Source organism: Flavobacterium frigidimaris, assembly GCF_002217275.1.
In the GTDB taxonomy this organism is placed as follows: Bacteria; Bacteroidota; Bacteroidia; order Flavobacteriales; family Flavobacteriaceae; genus Flavobacterium; species Flavobacterium aquidurense.
This window is the reverse complement of sequence record NZ_MUGV01000006.1, coordinates 116,896-141,150: the sequence shown is the minus strand read 5'-3', so window position 1 is coordinate 141,150 and position 24,255 is coordinate 116,896. Positions and strand designations below refer to the sequence as shown.

19 protein-coding genes are annotated in these 24,255 nt (G+C 32.4%); 12 read left to right on the top strand and 7 right to left on the bottom strand.

Annotated elements, in window-relative coordinates; all coding sequences use genetic code 11:
* Positions 1 to 1,190: 1,190 nt before the first annotated feature.
* A complete protein-coding gene (locus tag B0A65_RS03085) occupies positions 1,191 to 1,835 on the bottom strand; it encodes an endonuclease III domain-containing protein (protein ID WP_074661698.1) in 645 nt (214 codons plus the stop codon).
* A gap of 48 nt (positions 1,836 to 1,883) precedes the next feature.
* Positions 1,884 to 2,750: an alpha/beta hydrolase gene (locus B0A65_RS03080; protein WP_074661696.1), complete on the bottom strand. Its 867-nt coding sequence runs from the start codon at positions 2,748 to 2,750 to the stop codon at positions 1,884 to 1,886.
* Positions 2,751 to 2,849: 99 nt separating this feature from the next.
* Between B0A65_RS03080 and B0A65_RS03075 the strand changes: the two genes are divergently transcribed.
* From B0A65_RS03075 to B0A65_RS03050, 6 genes are all read left to right on the top strand, one after another.
* Positions 2,850 to 4,277, top strand: a complete 1,428-nt coding sequence (locus tag B0A65_RS03075) for a glycogen synthase (RefSeq protein ID WP_074661693.1) — start codon at positions 2,850 to 2,852, stop codon at positions 4,275 to 4,277.
* Positions 4,267 to 5,547: a glucose-1-phosphate adenylyltransferase gene (locus tag B0A65_RS03070; RefSeq protein WP_074661756.1), complete on the top strand. Its 1,281-nt coding sequence runs from the start codon at positions 4,267 to 4,269 to the stop codon at positions 5,545 to 5,547. The genes B0A65_RS03075 and B0A65_RS03070 overlap by 11 nt, the downstream gene beginning before the upstream one ends.
* A 35-nt stretch (positions 5,548 to 5,582) precedes the next feature.
* A complete protein-coding gene (glgB, locus tag B0A65_RS03065; RefSeq protein ID WP_074661691.1) occupies positions 5,583 to 7,487 on the top strand; it encodes a 1,4-alpha-glucan branching protein GlgB in 1,905 nt (634 codons plus the stop codon).
* A gap of 201 nt (positions 7,488 to 7,688) precedes the next feature.
* On the top strand, positions 7,689 to 10,088 hold the full coding sequence (locus tag B0A65_RS03060; protein ID WP_074661688.1) for a glycoside hydrolase family 31 protein: 2,400 nt from the start codon (positions 7,689 to 7,691) through the stop codon (positions 10,086 to 10,088).
* A gap of 89 nt (positions 10,089 to 10,177) precedes the next feature.
* Complete coding sequence (locus tag B0A65_RS03055) at positions 10,178 to 10,990, top strand: M48 family metallopeptidase (protein WP_074661685.1); 813 nt, start codon at positions 10,178 to 10,180, stop codon at positions 10,988 to 10,990.
* Positions 10,991 to 11,149: 159 nt separating this feature from the next.
* On the top strand, positions 11,150 to 12,475 hold the full coding sequence (locus tag B0A65_RS03050; RefSeq protein WP_074661683.1) for an MFS transporter: 1,326 nt from the start codon (positions 11,150 to 11,152) through the stop codon (positions 12,473 to 12,475).
* A 125-nt stretch (positions 12,476 to 12,600) separates the two neighbouring features.
* On the opposite strand, the gene B0A65_RS03045 is transcribed toward B0A65_RS03050, so the two are convergent.
* From B0A65_RS03045 to B0A65_RS03025, 5 genes are all read right to left on the bottom strand, one after another.
* A complete protein-coding gene (locus tag B0A65_RS03045; RefSeq protein ID WP_074661680.1) occupies positions 12,601 to 13,728 on the bottom strand; it encodes a serine hydrolase domain-containing protein in 1,128 nt (375 codons plus the stop codon).
* A gap of 61 nt (positions 13,729 to 13,789) precedes the next feature.
* On the bottom strand, positions 13,790 to 14,521 hold the full coding sequence (locus tag B0A65_RS03040) for a head GIN domain-containing protein (RefSeq protein WP_074661678.1): 732 nt from the start codon (positions 14,519 to 14,521) through the stop codon (positions 13,790 to 13,792).
* A 15-nt stretch (positions 14,522 to 14,536) separates the two neighbouring features.
* Entirely contained in the window at positions 14,537 to 15,598 is a 1,062-nt protein-coding gene (locus tag B0A65_RS03035; RefSeq protein ID WP_074661675.1) for a DUF4097 family beta strand repeat-containing protein, read from the bottom strand.
* On the bottom strand, positions 15,582 to 16,121 hold the full coding sequence (locus B0A65_RS03030; RefSeq protein WP_074661673.1) for an anti-sigma factor: 540 nt from the start codon (positions 16,119 to 16,121) through the stop codon (positions 15,582 to 15,584). Before B0A65_RS03030 ends, B0A65_RS03035 begins: the two co-directional genes overlap by 17 nt.
* 89 nt (positions 16,122 to 16,210) lie before the next feature.
* Positions 16,211 to 16,765 carry an RNA polymerase sigma factor gene (locus B0A65_RS03025; RefSeq protein ID WP_072970633.1) on the bottom strand — a complete coding sequence of 185 codons (555 nt, stop codon included), beginning with the start codon at positions 16,763 to 16,765 and terminating at the stop codon, positions 16,211 to 16,213.
* Positions 16,766 to 17,038: 273 nt separating this feature from the next.
* Here B0A65_RS03025 and lon point away from each other — a divergent pair, with 273 nt between their 5' ends.
* From lon to B0A65_RS02995, 6 genes are all read left to right on the top strand, one after another.
* Positions 17,039 to 19,492 carry an endopeptidase La gene (gene lon, locus B0A65_RS03020; protein WP_074661670.1) on the top strand — a complete coding sequence of 818 codons (2,454 nt, stop codon included), beginning with the start codon at positions 17,039 to 17,041 and terminating at the stop codon, positions 19,490 to 19,492.
* Between the two features lie 165 nt (positions 19,493 to 19,657).
* Positions 19,658 to 20,677: a type IX secretion system protein PorQ gene (porQ, locus tag B0A65_RS03015; protein WP_074661667.1), complete on the top strand. Its 1,020-nt coding sequence runs from the start codon at positions 19,658 to 19,660 to the stop codon at positions 20,675 to 20,677.
* A gap of 8 nt (positions 20,678 to 20,685) precedes the next feature.
* Entirely contained in the window at positions 20,686 to 21,285 is a 600-nt protein-coding gene (locus B0A65_RS03010) for a murein L,D-transpeptidase catalytic domain-containing protein (RefSeq protein WP_074661664.1), read from the top strand.
* Positions 21,286 to 21,337: 52 nt separating this feature from the next.
* A complete protein-coding gene (locus B0A65_RS03005) occupies positions 21,338 to 21,940 on the top strand; it encodes a murein L,D-transpeptidase catalytic domain-containing protein (protein WP_074661662.1) in 603 nt (200 codons plus the stop codon).
* 43 nt (positions 21,941 to 21,983) lie between these two features.
* Entirely contained in the window at positions 21,984 to 22,676 is a 693-nt protein-coding gene (gene cmk, locus B0A65_RS03000) for a (d)CMP kinase (protein WP_074661659.1), read from the top strand.
* Positions 22,677 to 22,744: 68 nt separating this feature from the next.
* Positions 22,745 to 24,007 carry a nucleoside permease gene (locus tag B0A65_RS02995; protein WP_074661657.1) on the top strand — a complete coding sequence of 421 codons (1,263 nt, stop codon included), beginning with the start codon at positions 22,745 to 22,747 and terminating at the stop codon, positions 24,005 to 24,007.
* The last annotated feature ends 248 nt before the right edge of the window (positions 24,008 to 24,255 follow it).

Sequence of the window (24,255 nt, the reverse complement as noted above, 5' to 3'; positions counted from 1 at the left end):
CAAAGATTTTTTTTTGTGTTGCGGTTGTCTTTATTAAGTTCGCAAAGCTGTGTGGTGTAACTTTGCGAGCTTTGCGTATCCCTTTGCGTGCTTTGCGGTAAGATTTTTAACCGCAAAGAGCGCAAAGGTTTTTTTTCTTTATACTTTGTTGCTGCCTTTATTAAGGTCGCAAAGGCTTTTGGTGGTGTAACTTTGCGTAATTCTTTGTGTGCTTTGCGGTTAAATAGTAGTTGCTGTGCTGAATTCTTCTGGGAGTAAAACTAAGCTTTTTGGTACTCTGGATTGGAATTTGGGATTTAAGTATTGGAATTTCTTCTGAAATACTTCTTGAATCGTAAACCACGCTCAAATGGGAGCGGCATCTGGCGATTTAGAAAAACAAGGTTTCTTGCCGTAGTTTTTCTTAATCGGGAATATAGCCGATAGCGCGGCACGCTGCGACGTGAAAAACGCATCAGGCATACACTTGAAAAACTTCTCTGCGATATTCTGATCTTAAATTTTATACATTTGCCGTATTATTGCCATTGCCGAAAACTTCAATAAAATCAAAAAAGAAAAAATATTTTTCATACAGGGGATTGTCATGAATTTAAAAATAGGATAAGAATCAAAAGTCCTTGCGATAAAATGAGTGTTGCACAGATGCTGGCTTGCTATAGGCATATGAAATGGCTTATGAAAATATCCATCCTAAACCAAACGCCTTTGTAAGGACTTTAAAATTGGTAAAGAATTCGGCAGTAGGGGAAAAGGTGTTTTATTATATGTTTTTTTCTTTTTTTCGGATTATCCTCGGATGCACAAAAACAAGAAGTTCAAAAAACGATAAAATACTTTTTTGAAGGATTCCATCAAAAATATACGATTAAAATAAAGTCAGTTTGCGCTGACAATGTAATTCTTCAGTCAATAAGTAAAAGTGTGATCAAGGTTAATAAGTTATCTGATTAAACTGAAAAAGAATTTATAAATCGATTGCTTCAATTTCGTCAACTTTGAAATTTGAAGAGAAAATTTTAAGTTGTACTATTTAAATTGATGGCACAATGGCGCATGTTTGGGCGCCATATGAGTTTTATTAAAATGATAAATTTAGTCATTCAGGTGTGAATACTTTTACTTTATTTAAAGAAAAGGATTCCTGTAAATTATTTATCTGATTGATACGAGAAGAAAATAATCTTTTATTATGCCACGTGAGTTGCATAATAAAGGCAGATATCTGCTAGCACACATTCCTCACATTTTGGTTTTGGCCTGCAGGTTTCTCTTCCTAAAAAGGAAATCGCCATTCCAATTTCGGACCAAATCGATTTTGGAAGAACTTGCATGAGTTCTTTTTCAACTTTAGTTCCGTCTTTGCTTTCTTTTATAATTCCAATTCTTGGAGATACTCTAATAACGTGAAGATCAGCTATTATTCCTTCCGCTGGTTGGTTTGTTTCTCTTAAAATAACATTAGCTGATTTTCTTCCAATTCCTTTCAAACTGGTTAATTCCTTCATGTTTAAAGGAATATTTTTGTCTTCTTTCAGCGTTTTTGCAATTTCCAGAATCCATTGTGTTTTTGTTGGATAATTTCGAACTTTACTGATGAAAGGTATTAAAGTTTCAGAATCTGTCTGCGACAAACTTTTCAAAGTGGGAAATTCTTTAAATAAAGATGGGGCAATTTTATTAATATTGGCATCTGAATCTTGTGCAGATAAAATTACCATGATCATTAATTGATATGTATTTTGATATTCCAGTGGATGTTTCTTTCCTTTATATTTTTCCAAAATGGGTTGTAATTTCAGTTCCCAATCTGATGTTTCTCCAAATAAATTCATTTTTATATTTCTTTAGAATTAAATAAAAAGCATGTAACTGCCACAAAATTAGTTAGTTTTAATGAAATTAATAAGTTTATTTATAACATTCTGATTTCCAAGAATTTTTCTATGACCTAAACCATCAGTTAAAAATAATAATCCGTTTACTAAATTTTTATGAATGTGAATGCCCGCTTTTACAGATACTTCCGGATCATCATTATCATGTATTACCAGAACTGGAATTTTTACTTTTTGAGCTGCTTTATAAGCTGAATAATCATCCATTTTTACCTCATATTTATCTTCAAAATGATTGCGTAACTTTATGCTCATTTCGGATTTTAAGCCTAATTTCGCAGTAAATTCATCCAAAATATCCTGTACAATATCACCGCTTCCAATTATAATGGCTTTATCTACTTGTAGGCCATCCTTAATAGCGTTCAAAACTGACATTCCTCCTAATGAATGGCCAATTGCAATTTCGAAAGGACCAAATTGTTTTTCAATTTCTAATATCGAATGAATAAATTCAGACATTATAGTAGTTTTTCCTTGCGACTTTCCATGAGCTGGCGCATCAAAACTAATGGTTGAATATCCAATTTTTAACAATGCATCTGCTATTTTGAATAATTGTGTACCTCTCCCGGACCAACCGTGAACTAACAGGATTTTTTGCTCGCTTATTCCATATTCATAGGTGACTATATTTTTGTCAATAGCAGGAACATTTATTATCTTTTTGATACTTTTGGAATCCATCTCAAGTTCTCGTTTGGGAACTTTATGTTTTATTGGTGTTGTAAATAGTTTGGCAGCATAAGTGGTTGCTAATTTAGTGGATATAAAAGCACATAATTTAGCAGATAAAATTATAAGTTGCGGAATTTTTAATGATTTAGTAGGATTAGTTTCCTTTTTTGCCATATTAATAAATTTTTTATGAGGGCTAAATGTTGCTTATTTTTTCCTAAATTTAGGAAACATAAATGTAGTACAATAAATAGATGTTTATAAATTTCTAAAATGGAAATATTTCATATCAGTGCAGAATGTTACCCAATGGCAAAAGTTGGCGGTTTAGCCGATGTTGTTGGAGCATTGCCAAAATATCAGACAAATGCTGGTCATCAGGTTCGGGTTGTTATTCCTTGCTATGATACAAAATTTAAAAAGGAAAATGTTTTTGAATGCGTTCATTGGGGAAATGTTAAGTTGGGAAACTTCGATTTTCCGTTTAGTGTTTTAAAAGAAACAACTAATAAATTAGGTTACGAACTATATCTGATAGAGATTAAAGAACTATTTGATAGACCAAACGTATACGGATATGAAGATGATATTGAAAGATTTTTATCTTTTCAAATAGCAACTTTGGATTGGATTATCGCTCGTGAAACCGTTCCAAATGTGATTAATTGTCATGATCATCATACTGGATTAATTCCATTCTTGTTGAAGTATGGATATAAATATGAAAGTTTACGAAGTGTAAGAACTGTTATTACTATTCATAATGGTTTATATCAGGGCTGGTTTGGGTTTGATAAACTTCATTATTTACCAGAGTTTGATTTGATTCATGTTGGATTTTTAGAATGGAATAATTCTATCAATTCATTAGCTGTTGGAGTAAAGTGTGCACATGCTGTTACAACTGTTTCTCCTAGTTATTTGAATGAAATAAATATTGCCGCAAATGGTTTAGAAGATTTGTTTAAATTGGTTAGAAGCAAATCAAAAGGTATTTTAAACGGTATTGATTTTGAAGTTTGGGATCCTTCAAAAGATCAAATGATTGTCGAAAATTATTCAATAGCAAGTTTTGAAAATGGAAAACAAAAGAATAAAGAAAAGTTGTGTGAGCAATTTGAATTAGATCCAACAAAACCACTTTTTAGTTTTATTGGGCGTTTATTTGAGGAAAAAGGAGGAGATTTATTGCCACAGGCATCGGCTTTGGCTTTATCTGAAAATTTTGAAAATATTAATATTTTGATTTTGGGATCTGGAAATTCAGTTATTGAAGAGCAATTAATACAATTGCGAACTGATTATAATGGAAATTACAATGTTTTTATAGGTTATAATGAAGAATTGGCTCATTTAATATATGCAGGTTCTGATTATATTTTAATGCCTTCGAGAGTTGAACCTTGTGGATTAAATCAAATGTATGCTTTGCGATACGGAACAGTTCCAATTGTTAGAAGGACTGGTGGATTGCGAGATACTGTAATTGATTTTGGTGATAATGGAAACGGAATTTGCCACGATCAGGCTTCTGTTGGAGATATTTGTTATTCTATAAATCGTGCGGTAAAATTGTATGATGATAAAATATATTTCAATGAAATTATAAAAAAAGGAATGGCAACAGATCATTCCTGGGAAAGAGTTTGCCAAGAATATATTGAGATATACAACCTAATAATTGAGAAAAATGAAATTTAAAAAGAAAAATGTAGTTGCTATTATTTTAGGAGGAGGACAAGGATCGCGTTTGTTTCCATTAACAGAAACAAGATCTAAACCAGCAGTGCCAATTGGTGGAAAATACCGGTTAGTTGATATTCCTATTTCAAATTGTATAAATTCTGATATTTTCAAAATATTCGTTTTGACACAGTTTAATTCAGCATCATTAAACGCACATATCAAAAACACTTTTAATTTTAGTATTTTCAGTCAATCGTTTGTCGATATTTTGGCAGCAGAGCAAACTCCGGACAATCCTACCTGGTTTCAGGGTACAGCGGATGCTGTTAGGCAATGTATGTCGCATTTTCTTAAACATGAGTTCGATTACGCTTTAATTTTATCAGGAGATCAATTGTATCAAATGGATTTTAACGAAATGCTGGAAGCGCATATTGCAGCAGAGGCAGCTATTTCAATAGCCACTTTGCCTGTAAATGCTAAAGACGCGCCTGAATTTGGAATTCTGAAAACGAATCATGAAAATTGTGTAGAATCGTTTATAGAAAAGCCGGATGCTTCTCTTTTACCACAATGGGAATCTGAAGTAAGCGAGCAAATGCAAGAGAAAGGTAAAAAATATCTTGCTTCAATGGGAATCTATATTTTCAATCGTCAATTATTGGAAGACTTAATGGCCGATCCTCACACAAAAGATTTTGGAAAAGAAATCATTCCGCAAGCTGTTGGAAAGCATAAAATTTTAAGTTATCAATACGAAGGATATTGGACTGACATTGGAAATATCGAATCGTTTTTTGAAGCAAATATCGGTTTAACAGCTGATATTCCTGAATTTAACTTATTTGATAATGACAACAAAATTTTCACAAGACCAAGATTATTACCGCCTTCAAAGTTTAGAAATTCCATTATCAATCAATCGTTAATTTCTGAAGGATGTATTATTAATGCCAAAGAAATTAAGAGTTCTGTAATTGGCATTCGTTCCAGAATTGGATCAGGAACTGTGCTTGAAAACTGTTATGTCATGGGGAACGATTTCTATCAGGATCTTGATGAGTTAAACCACGAAGCTAATATAAATAAAATTCATGTTGGAATTGGTGAAGACTGCTTTATACAAAACGCTCTGATTGACAAAAATGTGCGCATTGGAAACAATGTTCATATCAGCGGAGGTAAGCATTTAGATAATTTTACTAACGAGTTGTACAGTATAAAAGATGGTATTGTAGTTATTAAAAAAGGAGCGGTGCTCTCTGATAATTTCAGAATAGAATAAATTATAAAAATTAATTATTGCCATAAAAACCAAATATGAATAAAGTAATCACGCATTCTCTATTTACTGATTTTGATATTGATTTATTTAAAGCAGGAAAACACTTCAAATTATATGAAAAGTTAGGAGCGCATTTAGTTGAAGTTAACGGAGTAAAAGGTGTTTATTTTGCCGTTTGGGCACCAACGGCGCAATCAGTTTCTGTTGTAGGTGATTTTAATTATTGGGCAGGAAATGAACATCAATTGCAAGTTCGCTGGGATTCTTCCGGAATTTGGGAAGGCTTTATTCCTGAGATTACAAAAGGCGCTTTGTACAAGTACAAAATTCAATCGAATATAAATGGAATTGTAACTGAAAAAGCTGATCCTTTTGCGTTGTATTGTGAAAATCCTCCTCATACAGCTTCTGTTGTTTGGGATTTGGATTATAAATGGAAAGATGAAAATTGGATGCAATCGCGCCAAAATCATAACGGTTTAGATAAACCTTATTCTGTTTATGAAGTGCATCTAGGTTCATGGAAACGAGGTGATCATAACAGGTTTTTAAGTTATTTAGAACTTGCTGATGATTTAGTTACTTATGTGAAAGAAACCGGATTTACACACGTGGAATTTATGCCTATTATGGAGTATCCCTATGATCCCTCTTGGGGATATCAATTGACGGGATATTTTGCGCCAACTTCTCGTTTTGGAAAACCGCAAGACTTTATGGTTTTGGTTGATAAATTACATCAAGCCGGAATTGGAGTTATTCTGGATTGGGTTCCTTCCCATTTTCCAGATGATGCGCACGGTTTGGGTTTCTTCGACGGATCGCATTTATATGAACATCCGGATCGCCGAAAAGGATATCATCCGGATTGGAAAAGCTTGGTTTTTAACTATGGACGAAATGAAGTTCGTGCATTCTTAATTAGCAACGCTGTTTTTTGGCTACACCATTATCATGCAGACGGATTACGAGTTGATGCTGTTGCTTCAATGCTTTACCTTGATTATTCAAGAGAAGAAGGTGAGTGGGAACCGAATATTTACGGAGGAAGAGAGAATCTGGATACTATAAGTTTTCTTAAAGAATTCAATGAAGTAATTTATGCTAATTTTGTTGGAGTTCAAACTATTGCTGAAGAAAGCACTTCTTTTCCAATGGTTTCAAGGCCAACCTTTACAGGAGGTTTGGGTTTTGGAATGAAATGGATGATGGGCTGGATGCACGATACGTTAAAATATTTTCAAAAAGAAACAGTTTATAGAAAATACCATCAAAATGATTTGACTTTTTCTATGACATATGCTTTTACAGAGAATTTTATGCTTCCGTTTTCTCACGACGAAGTAGTGTACGGTAAAAAATCTATTGCCAATAAAATGCCAGGAGATGAATGGCAGAAATTTGCCAATTTAAGATTGTTGTACGGTTATATGTTTACACATCCGGGAACTAAATTGTTATTTATGGGATCTGAATTTGGACAGAGCGATGAATGGAATTTTGAGAAAAGTCTAGATTGGCACTTACTTCAGTATGATTATCATTCAGGTATAAAAAGAATAATTACAGATTTGAATCAATTATATAAATCACAACCTGCATTGTATGAAAAGCAATTTACTGGTGAAGGTTTTGAATGGATCAATTATTCTGATCATCAAAATGCCGTTTTGTCTTATATTCGAAAAGGAAATAATGCCAAAGAAAATTTAGTCATTGTTGGAAATTTCACACAAGTTGTTCGTGAAAATTATAGAATTGGAATTTCACAGAAAGGTAAATTAATTGAGATTTTTAATACTGATGCTGCGATTTATGGAGGGAGCGGCATTGGAAATGCAAGCAATTTAAAAATTGAATCTTCACCTTATGATGGCCGCGATTATTCTGTAGAATTAACCTTGCCTCCGTTGAGTGTCACTGTTTATTCATTTACATAAAATTTCTGTATTAATTTTCAGAATATCATTTTATCATTTTTTGATTCTAATATTACCGAATTGTTGATTTTTTGAGATGTAATTTGTTACTCAGACAGAAAAAACGTTTTCGTGAATAAACCTCATATTCATAGCGCTTTATGTAGTTTTTTTGTATGTTTGAAATAGCGATATAGTTAGAATAATTAATTCATTAGCGATATGATTACAAATACATCATTAGAATATAAAGGCGATTTATATCCATCAAAAATTGTCTCGTATGAACATGAAGGCGATTCCATTTTCTTTCATACAGATAATAAAGTAATCTTAAAAGTCACTATTCTTAGAGACAGTTTAATTCGGTTTCGTTTTACCACTAAAGGTTATTTTAGTAATGACTTTTCATACGCAATTGATAAAACGCAACTTCACGGTTATAATTTTCTGGAGCTTACTGAAGAGGAAACTTATTTTTTGATAAGAACCAGCAAAGTAAAATGCAAAATTCAAAAAGCAGATCTTCGTTTGTCAATTTATGATCTAAGTGATCTTTTGATTTTGGAAGATGAACTTGGTTTTCATTGGGAAGAAAGCTATGAATATGGCGGAAATATTGTAAAAATGAGTAAGTCTTCTAAAGATGGAGAATGTTTTTACGGGCTTGGTGACAAAGCCACTCAAATGAATTTAAAAGGCAAAAGATTGGAAAATTTTGCAACTGATCAATATGCTTTTCAAAAAGAACAGGATCCATTATATAAAGTAGTTCCTTTTTATATTGGGTTACAGAATAAACAATCCTATGGTATTTTCTTTGATAATACCTTTAGAACTTTTTTTGACTTTTGTCAGGAAAGAAGAAATGTAGCCAGCTTTTGGGCTGAAGGCGGTGAAATGAATTATTATTTTATTTACGGCCCGCAGATGCAGGATGTTGTTACGACTTATACAGATTTAACAGGTAAACCTGAATTACCGCCTTTATGGGTTTTGGGCTATCATCAATGTAAATGGAGTTACTATCCGGAGAGTAAAGTAAAAGAAATTACTTCAAAATTTAGAGAACTTAAAATTCCGTGTGATGCTATTTATCTGGACATCGATTATATGGAAGGTTTTCGATGTTTTACCTGGAATAAGCAATACTTTCCCGATCCAAAAAAAATGGTGGCCGAATTAGCCGAAGATGGTTTTAAAACGGTTGTTATTATCGATCCCGGAATTAAAATCGATAAAGATTACTGGGTTTACAAAGAAGCTTTAGAAAAAGATTATTTCTGCAAAAGGGCCGATGGACCTTATATGAAAGGAAAAGTTTGGCCAGGAGAATGTAATTTTCCAGATTATACAAATCCCGTAGTTAGAGAATGGTGGGCAGGATTATTTAAAGAATTAATTTCAGATATTGGGGTAAAAGGAGTTTGGAATGATATGAATGAACCGGCGGTAATGGAGGTCCCGAATAAGACTTTCCCAATGGATGTTCGTCATGTTTATGATGGAAACCCTTGTAGCCATAGAAAAGCGCATAATATATACGGTACACAAATGGCGAGAGCTACGTATCATGGCGTAAAACGTTTTGCCTATCCTAAACGACCTTTTGTTATAACCAGATCTGCTTATTCAGGTGCACAACGTTATACATCATCCTGGACAGGTGATAATGTCGCGACCTGGGAACATTTGTGGATTGCTAATATTCAGGTTCAGAGAATGTGTATTTCAGGAATGGGTTTCACAGGTTCAGACATTGGAGGTTTTGCAGAACAACCAACAGGAGAGTTATATGCTCGTTGGATTCAGTTAGGGGTCTTTCATCCCTTTTGCAGAACACATTCTTCAGGTGATCATGGAAATCAGGAACCTTGGGCTTTTGACGAGGAAGTAATCAATATTACCAGAAAGTTTGTGAGTCTTCGTTATCAGTTATTACCCTATTTGTACACCATGTTCTGGCAATATATTGAAGAAGGTGTTCCAATGTTAAAACCTCTTGTTTATTATGATCAGGAAGATATTCAAACGCATTATCGCAATGACGAGTTTATTTTCGGAAATCAAATTTTAGTATGTCCAATTCTTGAACCTAATGCTGTAGGTAGACGCATGTATATTCCAAGAGGTGAATGGTATAACTACTGGACAAATGAGTTTGCAATTGGTGGAAGAGAAGTTTGGGTTGATACTAAATTTGATGAAATTCCAGTCTTTGTAAAAGCTGGCGCTATTATTCCAAAATATCCAGTTCAGCAGTATGTTGGTGAACTTGAATTTGATGAATTGACACTTGATTTATATTTTAAAATGGGCAAAGAACAGTCATTTGTATATGAAGATGCGCAAGATGGATACGACTATAAAAAAGGCCGTTACAGCTATTTATCCTTTAGAACCATAGGAAAAGAAAAAGAACTGATTATTCAATTGCATAAAGAAGGGAAATACGATACTCCTTACAGTAAATACAAAATTAACTTAATTGGATTGCCGTTTAAAGTTACTGAAATCGAAATCGATAATGAAAAAGTAGAATTTGATAAAATTGTATTTGAATCAAGTCACGTTTTACTTGTTGATAAAGGATTTAATGAACTTCATATAATTGGTGAATGATGAAATTATGATATCTTTTAATTTAATTGTGTAAAAAAATCAGATTATAATATTTGTATTTTTACTTAGTATTTTAAAATTTATAAATAATGAAAAAGTATTTACCTATAGGAATTTTCGCAGCACTATTAGTTTGCGCATGTGCGACAAATCCAATCACAGGAAAGCAAAATTTAAATTTTGTTTCGAATAGTGAACTCTTTCCAACTTCGTTTCAACAGTATAACGCTTTTATAGCTGAAAATAAAGTAATAACAGGTACTGCTGATGCTAAGAGAGTTGATCTTGTTGGTAGTAAAATTAAAGCAGCGGCAGAAAAATATCTAACTTATTTAGGTCAGACTCAATATTTAAAAGATTATCGTTGGGAGTATAAATTAGTTGATAATAAAGAAGTTAATGCCTGGTGCTTACCTGGAGGCAAAATTGTTGTTTATTCTGGAATTTTACCTGTAACACAGGATGAAGCAGGTTTAGCAACAGTTATGGGGCATGAAGTTTCTCATGCATTGGCAAATCATGGAGCGCAAAGAATGTCTGCTGCGCAATTACAGCAAATAGGAGGTGTGGCTTTAGACGCTGCAACAAGTAATAAATCAGAATCGACAAGGCAAATATTTTCACAAGCCTATGGAGTTGGTTCAGAAGTAGGAGTAATGCTTCCTTTTAGTAGAAGCAATGAAAGTGAAGCTGATAAAATTGGTTTAACATTAATGGCAATTGCAGGATACAACCCTGATGATGCTATTGCTTTTTGGAGCAGAATGTCTGCCAAATCAGGTGCGGGAGGAACTCCTGAATTTATGAGTACACACCCTTCTGATGCAACAAGAATTGCTAATTTGAAAAAATTAATTCCTGAAGCAAAAGCAACCGCACTAAAGGTAGGTACAATCAGATAATTCAATTTCAAAAATATTTAAAAGCCATTCTTTTTAGAGTGGTTTTTTTTTGATGCAAATTCTGGTTGTTTATAATTTAATAATACAGGAATTAAATAAATTCTATTTGATTATGATAAAAAATAGATAAATTCGTAGCGCATTAACAAAACCATTTCTATGAAAAACCTACAAAAAGGAGATAAGAAATTATTAAATGCCTGGGCATTTTATGATTGGGCAAATTCAGTTTATACACTTACGATTGCTTCGGCAGTATTTCCAATATTTTACGAAGCTTTATTTCCAAAGGATAATCATTATATTGATGTTTTTGGGTTTCACTTAAAAAATTCTGCTTTAATCAGTTTTACTACAGCTGGTGCATTCTTAGTAGTATCTTTTATATCTCCATTATTATCTGGAATTGCCGATTATGTCGGGAATAAAAAGGCATTCATGAAATTTTTCTGTTATTTAGGAGCTTTATCATGTGTGGGATTATATTGGTTTGATCTTGATGATATTTATATCGGATTGGCATTTTATTTCCTTGGATTAATAGGATATTGGGGAAGTTTAGTTTTTTACAATTCCTATTTACCAGATATTGCTTTTGAAGAACAGCAGGATAAAATTAGCGCAAAAGGATATTCACTAGGATATATTGGAAGTGTAATTTTATTGATTATCAATTTAGCGATGATCATGAAACCAAAACTTTTTGGAATTACGGGAACTGATGGGGAAGCTGCGATGAAGGCTATGCGATATTCCTTTATTATGGTTGGAGTCTGGTGGATATTATTTAGTCAATATACGTACTATTATTTGCCAAAGGGAAGTAAGGAAAATGGGCAAAAATTAACAAATGATGTGGTTTTTAACGGTTTCAAGGAGTTGAAAAAAGTTTGGGCTTTATTAAAGGAAAACATTCCATTAAAAAGATATTTAGGAGGTTTTTTTGTTTCAAGTATGGCGGTACAAACAGTAATGCTTGTTGCTACCTATTTTGGGGCGCAGGAAATTCAATGGGCTTCTAAAGAAGAAGGTACTATCGGATTAATTACTTGTATTTTAATTATACAATTAGTGGCGGTAGTTGGAGCTGTTCTTACATCTCGGGCTTCCTCCAAATTTGGCAACATTCCAACCTTAATTGTAATAAATGCTATTTGGGCTGTTTCTTGTGGACTTGCTTTTTTTATTACATTGCCAATTCACTTTTATGTTATGGCAACGGTGGCAGGTTTTGTAATGGGAGGAATACAAGCCTTATCACGTTCTACCTATTCAAAATTATTACCTGAAACAGAAGATACAGCATCATTTTTTAGTTTTTATGATGTTGCAGAGAAAATTGGAATCGTAATAGGAATGTGTTTTTACGGAATTGTGGATCAATTAACAGGAAGGCCACGTATCGCTTTTACAATTTTAGGAATCTTCTTTGTTATGGCAATTTTTCTTTTAAGAAGAGTTCCTAAAAAGGAGATTTTGAATTAGTAAAAAAGAGAAACAATATTATTTTATATAGATGCCAGACAGATGATTTTAAAAAAAGCATTTGCCTGGCATTTATTTTTGATAAAAGATATGAGGAATAACACAATAAATTAAAAAGTGAAATTTTATCTTATTGTAATACCATAAGATTTTATGTCATTCATTAAATTATTTACTGCCGATTCCAGATATGTACCGGAATTTTTATCACTTTGATTCATAAGAATAATAAAGCCAAAATTAGAGTCAGGATATATTTTTAATATGTTTTGAGTACCGTTTGAACCACCATCTTTTGTATAACTTATATTTCCGTTGTTGTCTGTTTGGATTTCCCAAAAATATCCCATGTCAGGATTTGAGGCAATTTTTCGATGTGACTCTACAACTACTTTGTTATTTCGATCCAATTCAAATTTGATAAATTTTGTCAAATCTCCAATAGTAGATTTAAGCATTTTTGATGCACCCCAAAGATTACTTGACAAGGAAGTCATTAGTAGTCCACTTTCATTGTAACCATTTGCGGCTATATCATTTTTGTTCAGTTTGATTTTTGTTGAATTCATCTTTAATTTATCAAAAATCACCTGACGCAATTGATCTTCAAAGTCTTTTTGATAAACGTTTTCTAAAATTTGCGCACATAATTCAGGTCCTAATGCACCGTATTTAAAAGTTGTTCCCGGCAATGTATCAACTTTTACTTTTCTCAACGCATTAAAAAAATCATTTTTGGTATACGATTTATCAAGTCTGTTTTTATGAACTAAAAAACTATCAGGACTATATTTTTGACGAATTTCTTTAGTATCTGGAAAAGGAGTTAGAATACCACTGCGGTGAGTAAGCAGATCTTTAATTCGTATCGGATTTCCTTTGTATTCTAAATTAGAAAAAGGTTCTTTTAAGTATTTTCTAATATCGTCATCAAGTTTTATCTTTCCTTCTAAGACGGCATTAGCGACCAGAGTTCCGGTAAATACTTTTGTCACAGAAGCTATTTCAAACAAAGTAGTATCATTTGCTTTATTGCCTTTTCCTTTGTCAATTTCACCATAATGCCTCGTATGAGGTTTGCCATTACTAATAATAGCTATTGAAACAGAATGGGCTTTTGAATCTTTTAGTAAGAGATTAGCATTTTTATCCATTATTGAAAAAATTTCATTTTCCGATAATGTATTTTGTTTTTGCTGGCTGAAGATTGAAATGGTAAAGCTCAATAATAAAAGAAGGGTAATTCTGTTCATTTTTTGATTTTGATTAGATGATTTTTTTGAAATTCTTTTATTATTGAGCCTCTATGAAAATTTATGCTTTTGAAATATTTCCCGAACCAGAAACTTTTACATCTCGTTTTTCTGGATTACCAGTATATTTAATATCGCCTGATCCTGAAACTCTTGCAGTTAAATTTTCGCTGCAGTTAACTTTACTATCTCCCGATCCGGAAACATTAACATCAACGATTTTTGATTTTAATTCTCCCGCATCTATGTTTCCGGAACCAGAAAGTTTTGTTGTAAAACTATCAGCAGAACCTTTAAGGCGTACATTTCCAGAACCGCTTAAATTAAGTTCTAAAGCAGCAGCATTAAGAGCTAAGTTAAAATTTCCTGAACCGGAAAGCCTTGCTAAGAATTTATCAGTTTTTATAGCATCCTTTGATTGAATATCTCCAGAACCCGATAAATTTAATTCAGAAATTTTCTCAAATGGTACAGTAAGGTGAACTTTTTTACCCATACTGGAGTGTATATTTGTGTTTTTCTTCACCTGAATTTTAAGTGTATTGTCTTCTACTTCAACTACAATAAGATCCAATATGTTTTCTTCACCTTTAATGGTGATTTTTCCTTCCTTTCCTGCAACCAGATCTACATCAAAAGAGCCGGAAACTTTAATAGCATCATACTCAGCTGTATTTCTTGTTTGGGTTACCACTTTTCCATTTCCATCAATTCTGCTACCTGAAGATTGTGCGTTTGCTGCAAAACTTAATAGAAATGCACTGCAAACGAATAATTGAACTGCTTTTTTCATTTTTTTATTTTTAGGTTATTGTTTTTTGATTAGTGTTACGTTTCCGTAATTAGAATTTATTAATACTTTATTTTGTCCTTTTTTCTTATTAAAGCCGCTGATTCTTTTCGAGGCGTTTTTAGTTTCAGTTACTGAGACCTCTAAAGAATGATCGCTTTTTATGTTTCCGTACTTCGTGTTAATGTCAAAATCAAAAGCATAATTCACATCATATCCTAGGGAAATATCAGTATAATCAGTTTTGATATTTACATTATTTGCTTTACTTGTTATATTAGAGATACTTATTTTGCTGTACGTGGCGTCGACATTTACATTGTTTGAAATTTCGGCAATAGAAATGGTAAGATAATTTCCAGATCCTGAAAAAGAACTTATTTTCTGAAACTTCAAAGTACCGTAATTACAATCATATTTAATGTTTTGCCCATCAGCAACAACCAAATCAGTATAATTTGTATCAAGATTCAAATTGCCTGAATCATTTATTTTTAATCCGGAATAGCGAGCTTCAACAGTTCCATTTTTAATATAATCAATTGTAGAATTTTGACAATATTCAATTTGAAACCTATTGTCAGTATTATTTAATTTTCCAACTGATACTTTTCCATATTTACAGGTAATATCGGAAGCACCTTCTATAGTAAGAATGTTTATATTACCGTATTTATTCATCAATTTTACAGTTCCGTTTTTTGGAATTTTTATCACATAATTAATTTCAAAACTATTATTACTCCCTTTGCTTTTTATAGATGAGCTACCCAATTTTGTCACGGCGGTTACCATAGATTTTAAGGCTATAATATCAATATCAATGCTGTTTAATCTTTCGTTTACCCAATTTTCATTTCCTCCAGTTACTTTTATAGTAATATCAATATCAATTTTATCTTCATCCCAGGTTGATATTGAAATGTTTCCGTATTTGTTGTCGATATCAATTCCGGCATTCGAGTTTACTATATAGGTTTTTTTGATATTTTTTTCTTTTGAAATAAAAATGTCATCATTTGAAAATCCCAGGAAAGGAATTAAAAGGAGCAGAATTACTATTTTATAATGTTTTGTCATCTGTGGTGTTTTTTAGATTTTCGTTTTCTTCAATTCTTTTTAAGACAGTCTGCAAAAATGATATCCTGGTTTGCAGATTGCTGATCATGGCGTAAATTATTTGTTTGTTTTCGCCATTCTTTTGTAATTCATTAATGATTTTTTGATAATCGGCATCAAAAACTTTCATTTGTTTTAATGCGTCATTTATGATTTGTTCGTTTTCCGGTGAGCTCTTTTCTTTTAATTTTACAAGTTCATTATCTATTAAAATGCTAAAAATTGAATCTGTTCGCTGTGTTTCCTTTGAGGCAAATTTGAATTCTTTTGGCTTTTCATTCTTGTAAAATATAGAGACTCCCAACATTAATACGATCGATGCGGCAATAGCGGTTACGAACCAATAGTTTTTTCTTTTTGGCTGTTTCTTATTGTTCAATTTATTGAGAAAATCTACCTGATGGTCAGAATTCATTTCCTGCACATCCCATTGATTCTCAAATTTTTCAAATAATTGATCTAAACTGTCATTTTCCTTTTTCATGTATCCAATTTTTTATTTTTTAGAGGTGATATAGGGTATCGCCTTTTTATTTGTTTTTTGTTGCTACAAAATTGTTTAAAGTGGCGATTTCATAGCTCCTCTAATTTTTTTCGTAAACTTTCTTTTGCTCTGCTCAATGTTGTTCGGCAATTGGCATAACTTATATTCAAAATTTCGCAAATTTCTTCCTGATCGTAGCCTTCAATGTAAAAGAGTGTTAATACCATTCGATAATTATCTTTGAGGCCTGAAATAGTATCTAACACCTGTTTTACTTTAAGTGAATTCAGATCAATATTCTCAGAAAAAAAACTGTCATTTTCTTCGATCTTATAAAGTGTCTTGCTTAGATCTTCGACCTGAAAAGCATTATTCTTTTTGTAAAAATCAATACTGTAATTGACAATAATTTTTTTAAGCCACGCGCCAAAAGCGACTTCCTGTTTGTAATCGTTTATTTTTGTAAAAGCTTTCAAGAAACCTTCCTGCATGACGTCTTGTGCAAAATGTTCGTCTTTTACAATCCTGTAAGCTACGTTGTACATGGCTTTACTGTAACGATTGTAAATTTCAAATTGTGCCTTTTGATTATTGTTTTTACAAAGCGCGATTAATTCTTCGATATTTTGATTGGTTATACTCAAGTAATGGTTGCTAGTTTTTTATAAGGACTTTGCTTTTTTTGATATGTTACACTTTTCATAAAATTAATTTTATTTTTTTTGAAATAATTAGATTTGTCAATTAAAAATGAATTTCAAAACTGACTCTTTTGCATTTGGCATAATGATTGTCTATTTTTACCGCCTGTGTTGTAAATGAAACACTTCTTATAGTTCTACAAAAAACTAGAGTATTTGAGATTAAATTTACAACTTGCATTCAACTTTTAATGACAAAACGACTTATATACTATTATGTCAAATCATAAAATACTTACTATTGACAATCTGTCACTTCAGGAATTTGATTCAGAAGCAGAATTAATTCCATTATTAACTCCAGAAGACGAAGAGGAAATGAATAACGAAGAGCTTCCGCTTTCGTTGCCTATTTTACCTTTACGTAATACTGTTTTATTTCCGGGAGTTGTTATTCCAATTTCTGCCGGACGGGATAAATCTATTAAACTAATAAACGATGCCAATGCCGGCGGAAAAATTATTGGTGTGGTTTCTCAAATTAATGAAGAAGATGAAGATCCGTCTAAAGATGATATTCATAAAATTGGAACCGTTGCGAGAATTCTTCGTGTTTTAAAAATGCCTGACGGAAACGTAACGGTTATTTTACAAGGAAAAAAACGTTTTGAAATTGATGAAGTAGTTTCAGAAGAGCCTTATATTACAGCAACGATTAAAGAAGTTTCTGAAGATCGTCCCGATGAAAATGATACTGAGTTTACAGCTATTTTAGATTCTGTAAAAGAATTGGCTATCCAAATTATAAAAGAAAGTCCAAACATTCCTTCAGAAGCTACTTTTGCGATTAAAAATATTGAAAGTCAGTCGTTTTTGATCAATTTTGTTTCTTCTAATATGAATTTATCGGTAAAAGAAAAACAAGGCTTGTTATCGATAAACGGACTAAAAGAACGTGCTTTAGAAACATTACGTTATATGAATGTTGAACTTCAAAAATTAGAATTGAAGAATGATATTCAGTCAAAAGTTCGTTTTGATTTAGATCAGCAACAACGTGAATATTTCCTGCACCAGCAAATGAAAACCATTCAGGAAGAATTGGGAGGCGTTTCGCAAGAAGAGGAAATGGACGAAATGGGGCAGAAAGCGAAAACCAAAAAATGGGATGAAAAAACGCAGAAACATTTCGAAAAAGAATTATCTAAAATGCGCAGAATGAATCCGCAATCGCCAGATTTTGGAATTCAGCGTAACTATTTAGAGTTGTTTTTAGAGTTGCCTTGGGGCGAATATTCTAAAGATAAATTTGATTTAAAACATGCACAGAAGATATTAGATAAAGATCATTTTGGACTTGAAGAAGTTAAGAAAAGAATGATCGAACATTTGGCTGTATTGAAACTTCGTAACGATATGAAATCGCCAATTATTTGTTTGACAGGACCTCCGGGAGTTGGAAAAACATCTATTGGGCGTTCAGTTGCTGAAGCTCTTGGTCGTGAATATGTGCGTATCTCTTTGGGAGGATTACGTGATGAAGCAGAGATTCGCGGACACAGAAAAACTTATATAGGTGCAATGCCAGGTAGAATTATTCAAAGTTTAAAGAAGGCCGGAACTTCAAATCCTGTTTTTATCTTAGATGAAATTGATAAATTGTCAAGCGGAAACAGTGGTGATCCGTCTTCAGCTTTATTAGAAGTTTTAGATCCGGAACAAAACAATGCTTTTTATGATAACTTCCTTGAAATGGGTTATGATTTATCTAAAGTGATGTTTATCGCTACGTCAAACAATATGTCAGCGATTCAGCCAGCGTTGCGTGACAGAATGGAAGTGATTAAAATGTCAGGTTATACCATTGAGGAAAAAGTAGAAATTGCAAAAAGACATCTTTTTCCAAAACAATTAGAAGCGCATGGTTTAACTTCGAAAGATTTGACAATTGGTAAAAAACAATTAGAGAAAATCGTTGAAGGTTATACTCGTGAATCTGGTGTTCGTAACTTAGAAACCAAAATTGCTCAGGTAATTCGTAACGCTGCCAAATCAGTGGCGATGGAAGAGGAGTACAACAAAAAAGTTACAGATGAAGATATTGTAACAGTTTTAGGTGTGCCAAGATTAGAGCGTGATAAATATGAGAATAATGATGTTGCCGGAGTAGTTACAGGTTTAGCCTGGACAAGTGTTGGCGGAGATATTTTATTTATTGAATCTTTAATTTCTGAAGGAAAAGGTTCTTTAAGTATTACAGGAAATTTAGGAACTGTAATGAAAGAGTCGGCTACTATTGCTTTAGAGTATATTAAAGCCAATGCCAAAAAGTTAGGTTTAAATACAGAGTTGTTCCAAAAATATAATATTCACTTACACGTTCCTGAAGGTGCAACACCAAAAGACGGACCGAGTGCAGGTATTGCGATGCTGACTTCTTTAGTTTCTTTATTAACTCAGAAAAAAGTAAAGAAAAACCTGGCAATGACAGGGGAAATTACACTTCGTGGAAAAGTTTTGCCTGTTGGCGGAATTAAAGAGAAAATCCTTGCTGCCAAAAGAGCCGGGATTAAAGAAATCATTTTATGTCATGAAAACAAAAGTGATATTGATGAAATTAAAGCCGAATATTTAGATGGCCTGACATTTCATTATGTGAAAGAAATGAGTGAAGTTCTGGCTTTGGCCTTAACAGATCAAAATGTAAAAAATGCAAAAACTTTAAAATAAATTTTAAAGTAAATTCCAATATTTTAAATTCCAAATTCCAAACCTAGTACGTTGGAATTTGGATTTTTTTTATTGTAATTTATTTAAAGGTTAATTTTATTTTATCCGTTATATAATTTTATCTTCGCATTTGCGTTATTCCCATATAGGAATCGCCCCAAAAGCATGTTAAAACGATTTGTTTTACTTTTTTTTATCTTTATTTGCTCGATTTCCTACGGGCAAATTGGAGGGCGTTACATTTATCAGTTTCTTAATCTGACCTCGTCACCAAGACAGGCAGCATTAGGAGGCGAAAACATAACAATTTATGATGAAGACGTTAATCAGGCAATGGCAAACCCTGCTGCTTTAAATGAAGATATGGATAACCATTTAGCAATGAATTATGGCAGTTATTATGGAGAAGCTTCTTACGGAACTGCTTCATATGCTTATACCTATGATCGACATGTCCAAACTTTTTATGCAGGAGTAAGTTATGTTAATTATGGAACCTTCGAAGGTTATGACGAAAATGGTCAGTCAACTTCAGATTTCTCAGGAAGTGAAGGTGCGCTTTCTCTGGGTTACGCTTATAATATTCCCTTTACAGATGTGCATATTGGTGCAAATGCTAAGTTAATAACTTCGACTTTAGAAAGTTATAATTCTATTGGTGGTGCAATTGATGTGGGAATTATGTATGAAATTCAAAAAAATAATGTAAATTTGGCCGTAGTATTTCGTAATATAGGGACGCAGTTTACAACTTATTCAGGAATACAAGAGAATTTACCGTTTGAAATCATTGCTGGTGTATCACAAGAATTAGAACATGTCCCGCTTCGTTGGCATCTATCGTTAGAAAATTTACAACAATGGAATGTGTCTTTTTCGAACCCTGTTCGCGGAGAAACCAATATTGATGGAACAACAAGTGAGGAAAAAGTTTCCTTTGTAAATAATGCTTTGCGACATGTTGTTTTTGGTGTGGAACTTTTCCCTCAAAAGGCAGTCAATTTGAGGTTAGGTTACAATTTTAGAAGGGCAGAAGAATTGAGAATAAATGAACAACGTAATTTCTCAGGGATTTCTTTAGGTTTCGGTTTGAAAATGAATCGTTTAAAATTTAATTATTCATATTCACGATATACATTGGCGGCAAACACGAGTCTTTTTGGACTAATTTTAAACTTTCAATAGGTAATTTTATGAAACTATTTTATCTAATTTTATTTTTCACGGCAGGTCTTTTTAATACCTCAAAGCTTAATTTTAAAGATGAATCCCTTAGTGATGTTGAAATCGAAAGAATCAACTATCACGTAAATACGGTAAGAGAAATGGTGTACGCCGGTCCTCAGTATAATACTAAAATTGCATTTTTAGTTGACATGAGAATCAAGTCTGGTAAAAATCGTTTCTTTGTTTATGACCTTGTTAATAACAAAATTTTAGATCAGGGACTTGTAGCTCACGGATCAGGATCTGAAACCGGAATTAGAGGAGAACTTAAATTTAGCAATACACCAAATTCCAATTGCACTGCATTAGGCAGATATTCAATCGAGAAATGCTACACTGGAATATTCGGAAAAGCCTATCGCTTAAATGGATTAGATGAAACAAATAATAATGCTTTAAAAAGAGCTATAGTGTTACATCATTATTCTGCAGTACCATTAGACGAACAAGATTATTATATTTCAAACAGCCACGGTTGCCCAATGGTTAACGAAGAATTCTTTAAAAGAATCGAAAAAATTGTTGATAGTTCTAAATCGAAAATCATTTTGGATATTTATTATTAGACAGACATTTTCATTTAGTTTTAATATTTTATAATTTAATAGCAAGTATCATATGAAGAAGATCTTAATCGTTTTTCTTATGATACTTTTTGTTTTTATAGGCTATAATTTTTTTTATAAAGAAAAGAAACGTTTTTCATCTGTTACAGCAATTGTTGAACTTAAGCAGATAAATGCAGTTAAGAAGCTGGTAGAAAGTAATAAAAAATACAATAAAAGAATTGCATTTTTTATTGATATGAAAATGCCGTCTGGCAAGAATCGTTTCTTCGTTTATGATTTAAAAACCAATAAAATTATAGATAGAGGCCTGGTTGCTCATGGTTCCGGCTCTGAAACCAATATGAAAGGGAAATTGAAATTTAGCAATGTTCCAAATTCATTAAGTACTTCAATAGGAAAATATTATATTGGAAATTCTTATTACGGGAAGTTCGGGAAAGCCTATAAATTATACGGATTAGATAAGACCAATAGCAATGCATTTTATCGCGATATTGTTTTTCATTACTATTTTGATGTTCCATATAAAGAGCAAAAAGGATATATTTGCAACAGTTTTGGTTGCCCAATGGTCAATAAAGAATATTTTGAAAGAACCGCTAAAATAATTGACGGCTCTGAATCTAATATTGTAATGAGTATTTATTACTAGAGAGGACCTGAAACACGTAAAGTTAAATTTAAAATATAAAAAATTGAAAAAAATAACGATTGCAATCGATGGGTACTCGTCTACAGGAAAAAGCACTTTAGCAAAACAATTAGCAAAAGAGTTGGAGTATGTTTATGTAGATACAGGAGCCATGTATCGTGCAGTAGCTTTGTTTGCAATGGAGAATAAATTTATTGGAGCTGATTCTTTTGATAAAGAAGCACTTATAGCTTCAGTGCCAAAAATTCAATTGGAATTTAAATTTAATGCCGATTTAGGTTTTGCTGAAATGTTCTTGAATGGTGAAAACGTTGAAAAACAAATCAGAACTATTGAAGTTTCGAATTTTGTAAGTAAAGTAGCCGAAGTTTCTGAAGTGCGTTCTAAATTAGTAGAACAGCAACAGGAAATGGGGAAAAACAAAGCGATCGTAATGGATGGAAGAGATATAGGAACTGTTGTTTTTCCGGATGCCGAACTAAAAATATTTATGACTGCAAGCGCCGAAACCCGTGCGCAAAGACGTTTTGATGAACTACAACAAAAAGGCGATAATGTATCTTATGAAGATGTTTTGAAGAATGTAGTAGAAAGAGATTATATAGATACACACCGCCAAGATTCACCTTTAGTTATTGCTGATGATGCAATTGAAATAGATAATTCTTACTTAACCAGAGAAGAGCAATTTGCAGCTGTTTTAGAATTGATAAATGACGTTGTTAAAACCGTATAATTTTTTGCAGATATCATTTTTAATGGTAGTTTTACCGCTTCATTTTATTTAAAAGACAATTTCATCATATGGGAATTAAATTAAGACTGACAATTATGAATTTTCTCCAATTTTTTGTTTGGGGAGTTTGGTTGATTTCATTGGGAGGATATATGGGGCAGGTTTTTGGTCCAATTGAAGGTGGAAGTGTTGGTTTATCAATAGGAAGGACATATGGTTCAATGGGATGGGCAAGTCTATTTATGCCTGCATTACTTGGTATAATCGCTGATAAATATTTTAGTGCGCAAAAAGTTTTGGGTATTGCTCATATAGTCGCTGGAGTCGCAATTTTCTTTGCAACAAAAGCAACTAATTCTACTGAAATGTATTGGGTTATTTTTGCGACTAGTTGTTTTTATATGCCAACTATAGCTTTAAATAATTCTGTAAGCTACGCTGTTTTAAATAAGTTCAAATTTAATGTACAAGAAGCTTTTACTCCAATTCGTGTTTGGGGTACAGTAGGGTTTATAATTGCAATGTGGGTTACTGATTTAACAGACTGGAAATCAAATACAAATCAATTTATTTTTGCGTCAGTAGCTATGATAATTACAGGTTTGTTTTCTTTTACAATGCCTGATGTGCCAGCAGAAAATAAAAATACGAATCAATCTTTGTCAAGTAAATTTGGATTGGATGCTTTTGTGTTATTTAAACAAAAGAAAATGGCAGTATTTTTTGTTTTTGCAATGTTATTAGGTGCGGCATTACAAGTCACAAATATGTTTGGGGATACATTTATTAGAGATTTTGGTTCTAATCCGGAGTATCATGGTACTTTTGGTGTAGAGCATTCAGTTTTTATAATTTCATTGTCTCAAATTTCCGAAACATTATTTATCTTAACTATACCATTTTTCTTAAAGAGATTTGGAATCAAACAAGTAATGATATTTAGTATGATTGCATGGGTATTACGTTTTGCTTTATTTGGAATTGGAAATCCAGGTTCAGGAGTTATTTTCCTTGTATTATCAATGATCGTTTATGGAATGGCTTTTGATTTCTTTAATATTTCTGGTTCTTTATTTGTTGAGAGAGAAACAGATAGTAAAATAAGGTCAAGCGCACAAGGATTATTTATGTTGATGACCAATGGAATTGGTGCTATTTTAGGTGGGGAATTTGCAGGAAGAACAGTGAGTTACTTTACTATTGGAAATAGAGTTCAGTGGCCAGAGGTTTGGTTTTCATTTGCAGGATATGCTTTTGTAATTTTAATTTTATTTGCATTTTTATTTAAATACAAACATGATCCAAAGGAATTGGAGAATTTGAGTCATTAAGAAAAAGTTTTTTTCAAGACTTTTAGTTTTGAAAATTAGAATAAAAAATAAATACAAATACCACAATGATTTCTATATGCGGAAATCATTGTGGTATTTTTTGTTAAATGAATTATATAAATGAATATTATGGCAAAGACAAAAATAAAATTATATTCTCTTTCTGAAATGAAAGATAAACTTATAGGGAAAATTGGAACCAAAGAAAGGGACAAATACGAGAAAAAACTTCTCAAACATATTTCTAA